Raw genomic sequence first — 13,923 nt, 5'->3', positions numbered from 1 at the left:
TGGGTGGCCTTAACCTAGAATTCCTGTTCCTGGATAGCCTAACATATTTCCTCTTTCGTCTTCCTATCTAAAAATTGATTATTTTCAGTAGTTTGTGGTCTGTTGCCTTGTACTCGACCCATGAGGGTTCGCGGTGATTGCGGAATTTTCGATGCTGGTCAGGGAGCGCCGAGCATTTCAATTGAAAGAGGGGATGGTGTATCATGCCTCCAATGGTCGAGAACCTGCTGGCACAAGAACTCGCGAAACCCTATCCCTCAGTTGTTCGGATCGTGGGTGTAAAGATCCGTGATAGAGGGGAGGTCAAAAAATTTGATGCTGGGGACGTGCCCCTGGTGTCAGGAGATCGTGTGTTGCTCGAGGTGGCGGGTGAGTTAAGCTACGGGGTGGTCTACGGGGCCCCACAGGTGATGCCGTTCAGTCCGCCCATGCGGGTCATTCAGCCGATCGCCAGGAAGGCCACAGCCGAAGATGCGGCTACGATCGATCGATATGAACGGTTGGCATCGGAGGGGATGAAGGCCTGCCGGGAGCAGGCTTCGGCTCTCGGTCTCAGAATGAAACTTGTCGAGGTGTTCTGCTCGTTTCACCGCCGGCAGATGACCTTCGTGTACACGGCCGAGGATCGCATCGATTTCCGTGAATTGGTTCGTCTGTTGGCGCGTCGGTTCGGGGGACGTATTGAGATGCGCCAGGTGGGGGTGCGCGACGAAGCGAGTCGATTGGGCGGGATTGATACCTGTGGTCTCGTGCTCTGTTGCGCGGCATTTCTCACCGAAGTGAAGCCGGTCACTGTCAAGCAAGCGAGGGTACTCGGCCTCCCTGTCGACGATCCCAAATTGCTTGGCGTCTGCGGTCGCCTCAAGTGTTGCCTTTTGTTCGAGGCGATGGACACCCCTTCCTCAAAAGCATCCGCGTTGATTAATCCCTCCCGTACACGCCTGGCCTCGTCGTAAGTCTCTCGAGTTCCAAAGATTCTTCCGCTCATTCGTTTCCCGGGCCACTCTTCTCTGCACCCGATCGCCGTTAGAAAAGGCGGTTCTTTTCGTCCGAAGGAGTATAATGGGCTGTGAGGTGACGGATGCCTCAGGTCTTGGTACTGGGAGCCGGGAAAATTGGGTCCCTCGTGGCCGGGTTGCTGTCGGCTACCGGGCAGTATCACGTTCACCTGGCGGATCTCACCCTCGATGCCCCCAAACGACTCGTTGATGACTTGTCGTTGTCCACAGTCACCCCCTGTGCGTTAGACGTGCGGCGCCCGGATTCAGTTGCGGGCTACATCGGCTCACACCGATTCGACGCGGTGATCTCCAGCCTACCGTACTTTTGTAACCCGACCGTGGCCGAGCTCGCGCGAGCCCACCAACTCCATTATTTCGATCTCACCGAAGATGTGGCCGTGACCGGTCGCGTCAAGGCGATCAGCGAGGGCGCCGATCGTGCGTTTATCCCTCAGTGCGGGCTGGCGCCGGGGTTTATCAGTATCGTAACGAACGATCTCATCGGCCACTTCGAATCCATCGACAACGTGAAGATGCGTGTCGGCGCGTTGCCCGTTCATCCGAGTAATGCGCTGAAATATTCCCTCACCTGGTCCACCGACGGGTTGATCAATGAGTATGCAAACGTCTGTGTCGGCATTGAAGGGGGGGAGGAGGTCCACCTTCAGCCGTTGGAAGGATACGAGACGATTGAGTTGGATGGGCTGCTCTACGAGGCCTTCAATACGTCCGGCGGGCTTGGCACCCTTGCGGACACGTATCGTGGGCGGGTCCGAACCATGAATTATAAGACCCTGCGGTATCCCGGGCATTGCGAAAAGATTCAATTTCTCATGAAAGACCTCAAGCTGAATGAGGATCGGGAGACGCTCAAGCGAATCCTGGAACGAGCCATTCCTCAGACGCAGCAGGACGTGGTGTTGATCTATGCGGCGGTGACCGGCACCAGGCAGGGTGAGCTGTTCGAAGAGACCTACGTGAAGAAAGTGTACCCGCGAACGATTCTCGGGCGGCTCTGGTCTGCTATTCAGGTCACGACGGCGTCGTCGCTCTGTTGCGTCGTTGATCTTGTCATGGCTCAGCCGTCAGCCTATCGCGGCTTCGTCACGCAGGAACACTTTTGCTTGCAAGATGTGCTGAACAATCGCTTCGGGGATTGTTTCCGGGCCTGACAACATCATGACGAGACAAGAATTGTTCAAGACTTTGGGGTTGACGCAGGAAGAGCAGGGGGGCTGTCTTTCCTCCGCGACATGGAGTCGCTCCACCGACGCCGGTATCGTCGAGTCCTGGAATCCATCAACGGGGGAGCGACTGGCACAGGTGTATGGGTGTTCCGTTGCCGATTACGATGCCCTTGTGACCGAATCGCAGCAGGTCCAGTCCTCCTGGCGGATGGTGCCGGCGCCGAAGCGCGGTGAGGTGATCCGTCTGATGGGGCAGGCGCTACGAGCCCACAAAGATGCCTTGGGAACGCTGGTGTCGTTGGAGGTGGGCAAGATTAAGGCCGAGGGCGATGGCGAAGTGCAGGAGATGATCGACATGGCGGACTTCGTCGTCGGGCTGTCGCGGATGCTGTATGGGCAGACCATGCAGTCAGAGCGTGCACGACACCGGATGTATGAGCAATGGCATCCATTGGGCGTGGTGGGGGTCATTACGGCGTTTAACTTTCCTGTCGCGGTCTGGGCCTGGAATGCCTTTCTTGCCGCGGTGACCGGCAATACGGTGTTGTGGAAACCCTCACCGAAAGCTCCGCTCTGTGCATTGGCGGTTCAGCGGCTGTGCAATCGTGTGTTGGAAGAGGCCGGGTATCCCGGTGTCTTCGCACTCTTGACGACTGAGCGCGTCGAACTGGCCGAGCGGATGGTGCGAGACGAGCGGCTTCCGTTGATTTCTTTCACCGGCTCGGTGCCGGTCGGAAGACATGTTGCGGAGGTGGTCGGACATCGGTTGGGGCGGAGCCTTCTGGAGTTGAGTGGGAATAATGCCGTCATCGTGGACGAAACGGCTGATTTGGAGTTGGCGACACGCGCTATCGTGTTTGGGGCGGTTGGGACGGCGGGGCAACGGTGCACCAGCACCAGGCGTTTGATCGTGCAGGAATCCCAATACGAACAACTGATCACTCGGCTGCTCTCGGCCTACGCGCAGGTGAAGATCGGCGATCCGCTCCAGCCGGATTCGTTGATGGGGCCGCTGATCGACGGGGAGGCGGTGACGCGGTACCGGTCTGCACTTGAGGCCGTGATAAAGGCAGGCGGGGAGGTGCTGTGCGGAGGACGTGTCTTGTCTCGACCGGGCCATTTTGTCGAGCCCACGATCGTGCGGGCGCAGCACCACTGGGACATCGTGCAGCAGGAGACCTTTGCGCCGATTCTCTATGTGATGACCTATCGAACGTTGGACGAAGCCATTCGGATGCACAACGCGGTTCCGCAAGGGCTGTCCTCGTCGCTGTTTACCACTAACCTTCGAAATAGCGAGACCTTTTTGTCCGCGATCGGCAGCGATTGCGGGATAGCCAACGTGAACATCGGGACGTCCGGCGCAGAAATCGGGGGGGCGTTCGGTGGAGAAAAGACCACGGGTGGCGGCCGTGAAGCCGGCTCCGATGCCTGGAAGGCCTACATGCGTCGGCAAACCAACACGATCAATTGGGGAACGGAGTTGCCGCTTGCTCAGGGCGTGACCTTTGAGCGGATGGAAGGAGGACGCGATGGCGCACGCAGGTGACCTTGATGCGGTGATGGCAGTGATGACCGCCGACTTTCTGTCGCAGAATAGTGCGGGACGGATGCTCAGCCGGGCACTCGACGACGTCGGGGTTGGGTTTGTCCCGGTGATCGACCATGTCACTATCCGGACGATGGATATCGATCGGCGTGCCGAGGAATTCATCGCGCTGGGATATACCTACGATGAGACGATTCACTATGCCGATTGGTATGCCAAGGTGTTCCGGCGGGGCGGGTATCCCGCCCTGTTTGTCGATCAGGCGTACTCCGACGATCGAGGCAAAACCAGCATCATCCCTCGGTGGGTCGAGAAATTCGGCGATCAGGTGTTTCACCATGTGGCGGTTCGGGTGGAGGATATCGAGCAGGCCATTCTCAAATTGAAGGCGAAGGGCGTGGTCTTTGCTGGTGAGATCGTCGGCGCCCGGGGAGGTGCCTTGCGCCAGATTTTTACCGCCCCGGAGATGGTCGACGGGCAACCCTTTTCCGTGCTCGAACTAGCCGAGCGGCATCAGGGGTATCAGGGGTTTCTCCCGCCGCAAGCCGACAGTCTCATGCGCTCAACCATGCGAGGGATGTGAGATTCCGATGCCCGTTGCCCTTCCTGTCCGAACCTTGTTTCCCGCCATAGAAAGAGTCCCTCGACCAAGTGCGAGAATCTGCGTACAATGTGCGCCGTCGACTAACCCAGGTCGAGAGTGTTCTGGTCTGTGCGGTCTCAACAGGAGGTGTTCTTCATGGTGCAATCTCTCTCGGTGTCACGCTCGATCCTTGCACTACTGGTCGTCTGCTCAGTTGGGGCCGGCAGTGGCTCCGTGCAGGCTTCGCCGTCCGGCCACGCTCCTCACGGCACCGTGACGGTCGATGGTGTGACGGTGCCGGATGTCGGGCCCCTTCCGACGGTGGTTCCGATACCGGTCTCGAATCTCAACTACACTGCAAAGGTCGAACTTGGCAAGCAACTCTATTTTGATGGGCGACTCTCTAAGAATAACGCGATTTCCTGCGCCTTCTGCCATAACCCTGGGACGGGTTTTGCGGATCCCCGCCAGACATCGATCGGGGTCGGCGGAGGCATCGGGGGGCGTCAGTCGCCGACGATATACAACACAGCCTTCAATCACGTTCAGTTTTGGGATGGTCGCGCACGGTCGCTCGAAGAACAGGCGATCGGACCCATTCATAATCCGGTTGAAATGGCCGAGACGCATGAGCGTGTCGTGGCCAAGTTGGGGAAGATCAAAGGGTATCAGCAACAATTCAAGGCCGTGTTCGGGGCAGACGTCAGCCTGCAGGGCATTGCCGAGGCTATCGCCGCGTATGAGCGCACGATACTCTCCACGAATTCCGCGTTTGATCAATACGTTTTGGGTGATCAGAAGGCCATGGACGAGGCGGCGGTTCGAGGCCTAGCTCTCTTTAAGGGAAAGGCCCGCTGCATTCTGTGCCATAACGGCGCGAACTTTACCGACAACCAGTTCCACAATCTCGGAGTGCCGCAAGTCGGCCCGATGAAAGAAGATCTCGGCCGCTTTGTCGTCAGCAGGGCGGAAAAAGACCGAGGTGCCTTTAAGACGCCGACGCTTCGGAGTATCACGGACACTGCCCCGTATATGCACGATGGGGCGTTCAAGACGCTGGAGGAGGTCGTCGAGTTTCTGAATCAGGGTGGCGGGAACAATGCCAACCTGAGTCCCCTCATGAAGCCGTTGAATCTGACGGCGGAAGAGAAAGCCGATCTCATTGCGTTCTTGAAGTCGTTGACAGGAGCACCGATTCCATTCAGCATGCCAACATTGCCGAAATAAACGCGAATCCTTTTGATCTGTCCGTGTCTCTCACAGGCTGATAGCGCGTCCTGATCCGTCTATCGCGTGGAATCATTGGTAGGTTCTAACCCCAACCAGAGGAGGCCGTACATGTTTCGAAACCTTTGTGTGCTCGGTGCGAGCACAGTGGCACTCGCCTTCGGCGGGCCTGCGTTTGCGGCGGATATGAAACCGGGTCCGGCCGACGGATTCGATATTCACGTCATGGCACCGCATAAAATGGAAGACGGCTCGGTCGCCGGTCCCTTCCATCACTATTGCAAGGCCATCAAGCCGGAGGTGTTGCAATGTCTGTTGTTCGAATCCACCGATCCTAATGCGGTGTTGACCGACATTGAGTATTTCGTCGCGAAACCCGTGTCACGCTCGGCGGTGCCCCTCGATGTCTGGAACAAGTTTTATCACGACCATGAAGTTGAAATTGCCACCGGGCGGGTTCAGGTGCTGGATCTGCCTGATGCCCAGGCGAAGGAAGTCGCGGCAGCGGCAGCCAAGACGGACGGCATTATTTTTCATTTATGGCCGAAGGGCGCTAAGGCACCGGATGGATCGGTCGGACATCCGACGTCCGTGGGACATAAGCCGCGGACGGAGTAGTGTTGCCGGTCATGCGTGATCGATCTTGCGAATACATTGTAAGGAGGCCCCGATGCGAAGTGCGATTGTGATGATCGGAATGTGTGCGGCGGCGCTGACGGCAGCCGGCTGTGCGGAAACGTCCCATGAGATGAAGTCTTCCTCAGCCGCGGCACCCGCCGCCGCTGCGGTGGCAAAAGCCAAGCCGACACCAGCACAGGGGTATACCATTCACGTGATGGCGCCTCATAAATTCGAGGATGGGACGGTGCATGGCCCCTATCACCACTACTGCAAGCCGATTTCTCCGGAAGTGCTGCAGTGCTTGTTGTTCGAATCAACGGACGCCAACGCCCTGTTGACGGATATTGAGTATTTTGTGGCGAAATCCGTCTCGCGCGCGCATGTTCCTCTGGAGACGTGGAACAAGTATTATCACGACCACGAGGTCGAGATCGCCACGGGACGGGTACAGATTCTCGATATGCCTGAGGCGCAGGCAAAGGAAGTGGCGGCAATCGCCGCTAAGACCGACGGCATTATCTTCCATCTCTGGCCCAACGGTGCCAATGCTCCCAACGGTGAGGTGGGACATCCGCAATCTGTGGGCCACAAGCATCGCACTGAATAATCGGCGCACCGCAGATTCATCAGGCGGAGAGGGCGCATCGTGCGCCTTCTCCGCCTGTGTCATTTTTGGTGGAAGGGAGCGGCTGTGATGAATATTGGCCGGGTATGTCTGATCACCTTCCTCCTGCTCGGGGGAATCAGGCTGGGCTGGTCGGCGGAGTCGGAAGTCTTGCGTCCCCGTGTTCCGATCGACCAGATCGAGTCGACCCGGGCGGTGACGAATCCCTTTCCTGTCACGCCGGAGAGGCTGCAGCAGGGGAAGGCGCTTTTCGAGGGGAAAGCATTCTGTCGAGCCTGCCACGGATCGGATGGGAAGGGGTTGGGAATGGATTTAGACTATTCCAGCTTCAAAGGACCGCTGCCACGAAACTTTACCGACAAGTTATGGCAGCATGCTCGGACGGATGGTGAGCTGTTCTGGATTCTGAAAAACGGGAGTCCTGGGACGGATATGGCCCCATTTATCCCCCTGGTCTTGACCGAGGAAGAGGCGTGGCAAGTGCTCATGTATGTCCGTTCCTTTGGCGGGCGATGACATGTGAGGCCGGAAGTGCACTCGCGGGCTCGACTTCGACGGGCATGGTTCCTCGTTGGTTGGTTGGTTGCGGGAATCTCTCCAACGTTCCACGCCCAGGCGGGTGAATGGTCGGCCTCGACCGAAGCCAAGGTCTTGTATACCGACAATGTGTCTGAGCTCTCTGCTACGCGGCGGATGGCGTTGTCTGAGGACCCCAGTCAACCGACCATCGTGCCTCTCAAGAATCCTCGAGATGTGGTCTGGGAACCGTCGCTGGATGTGCGGCGTGTCTCCGAGACGGCCTTCGGTCCGACCGAATTCTCGATGAAGGCAGCCGGCTTCATCTATACCGATCACAGTATCTTTAACCATGGGAATTATCGACTGCAGGTGAAGCAGGCGCTGACACCGGATACGTCGCTGCTTCTTCGGTATCGGTACGTTCCGAATCTCTTTCTCGGGCCGAATATCGAGCGACGAACGGGCACACGGCTGTTAGATGAGGAACGAGTCACGTCCCATGTGTGGCGGACGCAACTTGAACATCGGTTTCATCAGCAATGGATGGCTACCCTCGTTGGGCGGTATGGGCTCCGATTCTTCAACGAGGCGTTCGCAGAACGAGACACGAAGTTCTGGACGATCGGCCCACAAGTGACATTTGACGCCGCTGCTTGGCTCTCGCTGACAGTGGCCTATCTGTTTGAGCGAGGGGTGGCAGACGGTCGGGGAGATGTGCAGGTGAGAGACGATGTCTCCTATCGACAACATTTCCTCTCCGTTAGCTCGACTCTGGTGCTGGGGCAGGGGTTCTCGTTAGATCTGGGGTACGCGTATCGACGAAAAGACTTTACGAGTGAGTTGGCAGGCGATAGCAATCGAGGCGTAGTTGATACGACACATGTCGGGTCGGCGGAACTGCGGTACCGGATTAGTTCGGATGCCTCGGTCACCCTGGGAGTACAGCGGTCGCAACGAGCCTCGAGTGCCACGAGTCGAGACTTTTTCAATACCAATACGTCCGTCGGCCTGCAGTATCGTTTTTAGTCGGTGGGGGGATGACGGCTTGCCGGATGAGATTGGCCTGGCGTGGGGCGGGATTAGCGATGGTGGTCGAATAAAAACCGGTCTAGACGGACTCGATCAGTAGGAGGGATTCGGATGAACTCGAGACCGAAGTGCCCTTGACGAACCCATCGGATGGCGGCCAGCTCAATGCTGAGCGCACGGGTTGCATCCGGCAGAAGCAGGCGCACGATAAGGTAGCTGCCGTTCAGCACGATTCGGTCGGACTCCACGGTACACCCGGTGTGAGAGACGTTGTGGATGACGCCTTCTGCGATAAAGGGAGCCCCAGCGAACATGATAGGGCAAACGATGCCAAGACGATCCCTCGATCGCTGAAAGGTGAGGGTTGTCTCCGTGGGGGAAGGAATGGAGGAAGGAACGTGTGGATGCATAGATGGGAGTGTAGGCGTGAGTCAGGGCGGAATCCTATTCCGCCTTAGAGGGGCCAGAGCTTTGCGCGGTCTGGTCGAGGCCGAATCCCGTGCCTCGTGGTCGCCAGTGATGGTCAGGTACGTTATCGGCGGCTGGCGGCATAGAAGCGGTGGCTGCAGGCCCGGCATCGCCAGGGGTAGCGACGGAGGAGAAACAGGAAAAAGTCTCGCCAACCGCGACGTTCGGAGCGATAGATGCGGCCGGTGCAGCTGGGACACGAATCCAAAAGTTTGGCGAGGGATTCGACGGAGTGCCGACTACCGAATGAAGAAGCCACTAACGACTCCCTACGTTGGGGTTATTCGCTCATCGAGGGTAGTCGGCGGGAGGAGGTTGCCGGTACCTGGTCGTTGCCGGCACAGGTGAGACATTCGTTCCCGGTAGTCGACCGTGAGCAGGTCTGATGGGTTGTTCCTCAGTCGAGCTGGGGGGCCATCTGGGATTCTGGAGGCGCTTCTCTCCAGAGGTCAGTCAGGTTCGACGAGTGCATCGGCATTACTCCTGCCACCATACCAGCCGAAGAAGATAAATCCCTGCCACATACGTTCCCACTATCGCAATGGCCCAGAGCATGATCGTACCCTCCCTTTGTGATTGGCCAGGTGGTCATCGGCCCGGCGTTCGCACAATGGGTAATAGCAACTCACGTACCATTTCCGTGATAGCGCGTAGTTCTGGCCGAACGTATTGTTTTTATTGGGGTGAGATGGTGGACGGTTGAGCAGCTCGATACGGCTTGCGTGAGTGCCCGGATTAAAATTGTATCCGATTCGATAATGAGTACATCAATTTGGATACCGCTCTGGTTGAGGACGAACGTGAAGGTGCTGCGGCGCGTGAGCGATGGGTAAAACCCGGGTGTGGGTGTTCAGACCTGCTGGTTGGAATAGGACATCCTTGGGCAGCGGACTGTCCGCGCTTACTCAGTGGGCGAGCGAACAGCCGGCGAAATCAGTTCCTACTTTGATTGACACGCACGTGCTTTTTAGCCCCCCAATCACGTTCACCAACGGATGGTGCTCAGTAGTGCAAGCAAAACCATGAGTAGGGACACGACGAGGCTGAGTGCGACCGGCAGATCGCTTCCCATTCTAGGGCGCACATATTTCTGAGTAGGACTGTTCGATACCATGCCGTTCCAGGTCGGACCGATTATGTTTTTGAGCTGTGGAATGAATCGTTTCGTGATTGCCGCTCGGCGGCCAAGGCATAGGCCGTAATGGCGTAACCGCATTGCCCGCATGACAGGAACCCTCCTGTGTGGACTAGGCTGTGGTGTCTGCAGCGGGGGCAATCATAAATCTTCATAGCGGCCTCCATGAATTAGTGGCAAAGATCATTGTGCAGCGACGGGACTGAGTTGGACGGTTGCGCTGGTTTCATTTCCGTATACTGCGCGTGTAGGTGTGCCACGGCGCTTGCGAACGAGGTGAATTCATTGGCCTCGAAATGTAAGGTGATCGAGCCGTACTTGAAGTGAAGTTTGCCGCAGGTACACAGGCTGAGTGCGGTTGGGCTTGTGCGGTGGTTTAGAGAATGCATGATGTGGATGCTCCTTTATTACATGAGAAAGACGTTTCCAGGGGAAGTGGTCTGGGCAGCCGATGATTTGTTATCAAGGCTTCTTTCAATGAGTTCATCCTAAGGTCATTGGGGTGATGAGTGAGATGGGCTTTCAACGCACCAGGGGGGGCGATCAGTACGCTGCAGCATTGGGCCTGGGCGGATGCTCCGAACAAGTTGCGTGGGCGGTGCAGTCGAGACAGCGGATCAGTAAGCACGGAAGTTCGGAGGGTGGGTGTCTGGCGAATCCATGAGGTATGGAAAGTCTTGGCATTGGGGCAAGTCGTAAGCAGCAGTGTTTCCTTATGGACCCCATTGTCGTTGTGGCGGTCGAGAGAGGCGGCCTCAGGCGCTCTGAGAGGAAGCACGATGTACAAGGATAACCAGGGATGGTTGTGGTTGGTGCAGTTGAATAGTGTGAGGGTTTCTTGCGTGATGGCGGGTGGCAGAAATGGGGGAGTTTTTGGGTTGATCGTGAGCATGGAGGCACCTCTGGCGTGTGACTAGGGACGACTCGTGATTCGTAGGGCTTCAGCGTCAACATGAGGAATGGTGCGACGCGATGCGGATTGCATTCCGCGTACAGGGTGCGAGTGACGTGAGCCATGCGCCCCGCAATTGATGCATCGCCATCGATCTTCAGGACGGTAGAAATCGAGAGACGGCTCGGTCGCAAGGCACCCTCCGCATCGGGAGCAATTCATGCGGCGTCTCTCCAGGATAGAATTTGGTATGTGAAGCCGTTGGATGGAGTTTGAGTAGAGGGGTGTTCCCCCTTCACGCGCTCCATCCAACGGGTCCATTCACGCTACTCCGCCGGACTGATGGGCATGCTCAGTGCCGCCTTGTCTTCAGGCGAGGGACATAAACGGGCAGTTCAGTTCCTGGTCGCGCTGAATATCGAAGCAGGGTGAATGTCTGTTATGATTTCAATTCTCAATATCATTGTAGGTCATGCGTGAGATCTTGGGAATGTTTACTTTCCGGATCTTCACATAATTTCTCGGCGCTGAGGGGCGAGCGGACTTTCTGTGCTAGCTGTGAGCGCGAGACCTTCTGCCCGAGAGCTGACAGGCTGTTTGGCGGCAGGATGATGGTTGCGGCTGGCTCCGTCGGTGAAACATTTTTGTCTCATGTCCGGGGAGGTGCATCTCAATGTTCAGCATGAGAAGGAGGATTGAGCCCGGTCGTCTATCACGCTCGGTTTGCCTCGCATTTCGCAAGGCGCAGATCGAAGGTTTCAACTGTCACGACTTGTGCCACTAGTCTGTGAGAACCCTCGTGCAGAGTGGAATCGATCTCTACCAGATGCAAGCGTGGTTGGACACAAATCGCCCATCATGACGCAACGGTATGAGCACCAGTATCTGGAGAGATTGCGGGATGGAGTCGGGATCTTAAACCGGCTGCTCTTGAATTAGGAATGAACTGCGTAAGTAGTTGAAAAATGGTGGGCCGTGTAGGGGTCGAACCTACGGCCCGCTGATTAAGAGTCAGCTGCTCTACCAACTGAGCTAACGGCCCCACCGGTGTGCACTATGTATCGATCGTCTCGTACCTGACAGAGCGAATGGTGCGCCTGACAGGATTTGAACCTGTGGCCCTCAGCTCCGGAGGCTGATGCTCTATCCAGCTGAGCTACAGGCGCTCCCGTCGATCAGATTCGGCACATTAGCATAGCGTTTCTGTTGCTGTCTAGGGAGTGAGATCGCCATTGTGCACGAATCCGTAGGGCAGGAGGATTTCGTCGTCGGCCTGAGATCGTGGGTGGCGCAGGACAGACAGCGAGAGTGCTTCGTATTCGGCGAGGCGATCGGCCTCGTTTCGAAGGGTGGCTGAAAGGCGGACAATGGGCACGGCGGTTTGAAGGGCGCAGGCTCCGTGGACGACACCATCGGATTCGTTGGGAATGCCCATTGTGCGGCACGTGATGGGTCTGTGAGAGTAAATGCCGCAGGTTCCGTCCGAGTCCAAGGCTGGGCAAGGAAGGTGGGCGAATTGTTCGGCCATCTCATCGACCGTGCGGTCGGTCCACTCGTCGAGGGAGGGGTTCGACTTCAGCGTAGGGTAGCGCTCTTCGATGGTGACGATCTGCGCACGGGCACGCGCGGTGATGGTCTGTTTGATAGGGGGTGGTAATACATCGAGGCCCTGCCGAATTTCGAGGGCATCGAGACGGGTAATGGGGAAGATTCCTGTGCAACAGTCACAGCAGCCTCGCCCGCAGGGGATTTGCCCCAGCAGGGAGGCGCGTGCACGTCGGAACCAGTCTTCGGCTTGGTGAAACAAGGGCATGGGGTGAGGAGAGGACGCCTTGGCCCCCATGGCGTCTATTCCTCAGGAAGAGAGAGATCGACGATGAGTTCTCCTTTGGGGGAGAAGAATCCTTGCTGATCGATCTGCACGATCCCGTTACAATGCTCCTGGAAAAATTCCAAAATCCATCCATTAAAATCATAGCCCTCGTCGGTGATGTCGGCTTCGACCATACGCGTCGTGAGGATGAATCGCGCGCGGGTGACGTGTTCTTGGGCGAGACTGGCCTCGAGGGTATCGTGTGAGGACAGATGCTCCAGGAATTGTTTCTGCTCCTGCTCGAACACATCCTGATAGCTGCCTCGATCGCGCACGCAAAACACGTGAATCGGCTTGCGCTCGCGTGCATACCCCAGAATGACTTGCACCCAGGCCCACTCGTCCAGCATAGCCTCGCTCATGTCCGGGGGGAGAATGGGAAGTTGCCCGCGCGATTTGAGAAATTCTATCAACAGGCGAAGCGGAGGAGCGTTTTCATTCTTGCAGAAGACTCGTGAGTAAATCACCGCCTCGGGTGCGGCCCCCTCGGCTGGTTGAGCGTTGGAGGAAATAATGGGGAGTTCTTTAGCCATGGAGACGCCTCTTGATCCTGAGTGATGTGCTGGATACCCGCCGCTCACGTACTGTACTCTCCGGTTTACGCGACGCGCAAGAGCATGAGACGCGCGCTGGTCGTGTGTTCGGATGCGCAACGCCCGCTTTGCGGCTCTTGACAGCCCCTAGGGCTTTGGATACACTCTCGCCCTGTTTTCGGACTGATTCTGCAGGACACGCGCAGATTTCCGGCTCCACCTCTGTACGTACGAGTTTATAGATCACAGACCGCACACGTCAGTTCACACTCATTCGTTGTTCAAAGGGAGGAACGCATGGCCAAGTCGATGACGAAATCGCAGATTGCTGACCATCTTGCTGGGAAGGCAGGGATTACCAAGAAGACGGCCGTCCAATTTTTGGACGATTTCGCCGCGCTCGCCTATCGTGAAGCGAAGAATGCCTTTGTCGTTCCAGGAATCGGGAAGTTGGTGCTGGCCAATCGGAAGGCCCGCATGGGTCGGAATCCGCAGACGGGTGAACCGATCAAGATCCCGGCTAAGCGGGTGGTGAAGTTCCGGGTCGCGAAAATGGCCAAAGATTCGATCCTCGGTAAGAAGTAATCAGCCTCGTTCCTCTACAGACTAAAGGGCCGGTGCTCCGTTTGTGGAGAGCACCGGCCTTTATGTTTTGTCCCGCGGGGGAGCGATTTGTTCTGG

13 protein-coding genes and 2 tRNA genes are annotated in these 13,923 nt (G+C 57.1%); 10 read left to right on the top strand and 5 right to left on the bottom strand.

Translation table 11 applies throughout. The features are described 5' to 3' along the window. Positions 1–203: 203 nt before the first annotated feature. The 9 genes from ricT (at position 204) to V9G17_08340 (ending at position 8,338) form a co-directional block, all read left to right on the top strand. Positions 204–956, top strand: a complete 753-nt coding sequence (ricT, locus tag V9G17_08380) for a regulatory iron-sulfur-containing complex subunit RicT (protein ID MEI2752605.1) — start codon at positions 204–206, stop codon at positions 954–956. A gap of 125 nt (positions 957–1,081) precedes the next feature. After that, positions 1,082–2,173, top strand: a complete 1,092-nt coding sequence (locus V9G17_08375; protein MEI2752604.1) for a saccharopine dehydrogenase C-terminal domain-containing protein — start codon at positions 1,082–1,084, stop codon at positions 2,171–2,173. Between the two features lie 7 nt (positions 2,174–2,180). After that, complete coding sequence (locus V9G17_08370) at positions 2,181–3,737, top strand: aldehyde dehydrogenase family protein (GenBank protein MEI2752603.1); 1,557 nt, start codon at positions 2,181–2,183, stop codon at positions 3,735–3,737. Then, positions 3,721–4,320 carry a VOC family protein gene (locus tag V9G17_08365; protein ID MEI2752602.1) on the top strand — a complete coding sequence of 200 codons (600 nt, stop codon included), beginning with the start codon at positions 3,721–3,723 and terminating at the stop codon, positions 4,318–4,320. Before V9G17_08370 ends, V9G17_08365 begins: the two co-directional genes overlap by 17 nt. A gap of 156 nt (positions 4,321–4,476) precedes the next feature. Next, positions 4,477–5,547 carry a cytochrome c peroxidase gene (locus tag V9G17_08360; GenBank protein MEI2752601.1) on the top strand — a complete coding sequence of 357 codons (1,071 nt, stop codon included), beginning with the start codon at positions 4,477–4,479 and terminating at the stop codon, positions 5,545–5,547. Between the two features lie 111 nt (positions 5,548–5,658). After that, entirely contained in the window at positions 5,659–6,165 is a 507-nt protein-coding gene (locus V9G17_08355) for a DUF1264 domain-containing protein (GenBank protein ID MEI2752600.1), read from the top strand. A gap of 52 nt (positions 6,166–6,217) precedes the next feature. Beyond that, the gene (locus tag V9G17_08350; protein ID MEI2752599.1) at positions 6,218–6,775 is read left to right on the top strand and encodes a DUF1264 domain-containing protein; all 558 of its coding nucleotides are present in this window, start codon (positions 6,218–6,220) and stop codon (positions 6,773–6,775) included. Between the two features lie 87 nt (positions 6,776–6,862). Beyond that, positions 6,863–7,309 (top strand): c-type cytochrome, encoded by a 447-nt coding sequence (locus V9G17_08345; GenBank protein MEI2752598.1) that lies wholly within the window; start codon positions 6,863–6,865, stop codon positions 7,307–7,309. A gap of 3 nt (positions 7,310–7,312) precedes the next feature. Continuing rightward, positions 7,313–8,338, top strand: a complete 1,026-nt coding sequence (locus tag V9G17_08340) for a hypothetical protein (GenBank protein MEI2752597.1) — start codon at positions 7,313–7,315, stop codon at positions 8,336–8,338. A gap of 53 nt (positions 8,339–8,391) precedes the next feature. Here V9G17_08340 and V9G17_08335 read toward each other — a convergent pair whose 3' ends face one another. From V9G17_08335 to V9G17_08315, 5 genes are all read right to left on the bottom strand, one after another. Next, complete coding sequence (locus tag V9G17_08335) at positions 8,392–8,751, bottom strand: PilZ domain-containing protein (GenBank protein MEI2752596.1); 360 nt, start codon at positions 8,749–8,751, stop codon at positions 8,392–8,394. A 3,051-nt stretch (positions 8,752–11,802) separates the two neighbouring features. Continuing rightward, positions 11,803–11,878, bottom strand: a tRNA-Lys gene (locus tag V9G17_08330). A 47-nt stretch (positions 11,879–11,925) separates the two neighbouring features. After that, positions 11,926–12,002 (bottom strand) — tRNA-Arg (locus V9G17_08325). Between the two features lie 47 nt (positions 12,003–12,049). Then, a complete protein-coding gene (locus tag V9G17_08320; protein MEI2752595.1) occupies positions 12,050–12,679 on the bottom strand; it encodes a YkgJ family cysteine cluster protein in 630 nt (209 codons plus the stop codon). 5 nt (positions 12,680–12,684) lie between these two features. Next, a complete protein-coding gene (locus V9G17_08315; GenBank protein MEI2752594.1) occupies positions 12,685–13,242 on the bottom strand; it encodes a hypothetical protein in 558 nt (185 codons plus the stop codon). A gap of 297 nt (positions 13,243–13,539) precedes the next feature. Here V9G17_08315 and V9G17_08310 point away from each other — a divergent pair, with 297 nt between their 5' ends. Continuing rightward, positions 13,540–13,827, top strand: coding sequence for an HU family DNA-binding protein (locus tag V9G17_08310; GenBank protein ID MEI2752593.1), 288 nt, complete (start codon positions 13,540–13,542; stop codon positions 13,825–13,827). Positions 13,828–13,923: the final 96 nt, after the last annotated feature.

The sequence above is a fragment of the Nitrospira sp. genome, assembly GCA_037045225.1.
Classification (GTDB): Bacteria; Nitrospirota; Nitrospiria; order Nitrospirales; family Nitrospiraceae; genus Nitrospira_A.
The sequence above is the reverse complement of the archived record's forward strand: the minus strand, read 5'-3'. Positions and strand labels throughout refer to the sequence as shown.

What these genes read in the sequence shown, in the direction of transcription:
- ricT (MEI2752605.1), top strand. Translation starts at nt 204, where the DNA reads ATGCCTCCAATGGTCGAGAACCTGCTGGCACAAGAACTCGCGAAACCC.
- V9G17_08375 (MEI2752604.1), top strand. Translation starts at nt 1,082, where the DNA reads ATGCCTCAGGTCTTGGTACTGGGAGCCGGGAAAATTGGGTCCCTCGTG.
- V9G17_08370 (MEI2752603.1), top strand. Translation starts at nt 2,181, where the DNA reads ATGACGAGACAAGAATTGTTCAAGACTTTGGGGTTGACGCAGGAAGAG.
- V9G17_08365 (MEI2752602.1), top strand. Translation starts at nt 3,721, where the DNA reads ATGGCGCACGCAGGTGACCTTGATGCGGTGATGGCAGTGATGACCGCC.
- V9G17_08360 (MEI2752601.1), top strand. Translation starts at nt 4,477, where the DNA reads ATGGTGCAATCTCTCTCGGTGTCACGCTCGATCCTTGCACTACTGGTC.
- V9G17_08355 (MEI2752600.1), top strand. Translation starts at nt 5,659, where the DNA reads ATGTTTCGAAACCTTTGTGTGCTCGGTGCGAGCACAGTGGCACTCGCC.
- V9G17_08350 (MEI2752599.1), top strand. Translation starts at nt 6,218, where the DNA reads ATGCGAAGTGCGATTGTGATGATCGGAATGTGTGCGGCGGCGCTGACG.
- V9G17_08345 (MEI2752598.1), top strand. Translation starts at nt 6,863, where the DNA reads ATGAATATTGGCCGGGTATGTCTGATCACCTTCCTCCTGCTCGGGGGA.
- V9G17_08335 (MEI2752596.1), bottom strand. Translation starts at nt 8,751, where the DNA reads ATGCATCCACACGTTCCTTCCTCCATTCCTTCCCCCACGGAGACAACC.
- V9G17_08320 (MEI2752595.1), bottom strand. Translation starts at nt 12,679, where the DNA reads ATGGGGGCCAAGGCGTCCTCTCCTCACCCCATGCCCTTGTTTCACCAA.
- V9G17_08315 (MEI2752594.1), bottom strand. Translation starts at nt 13,242, where the DNA reads ATGGCTAAAGAACTCCCCATTATTTCCTCCAACGCTCAACCAGCCGAG.
- V9G17_08310 (MEI2752593.1), top strand. Translation starts at nt 13,540, where the DNA reads ATGGCCAAGTCGATGACGAAATCGCAGATTGCTGACCATCTTGCTGGG.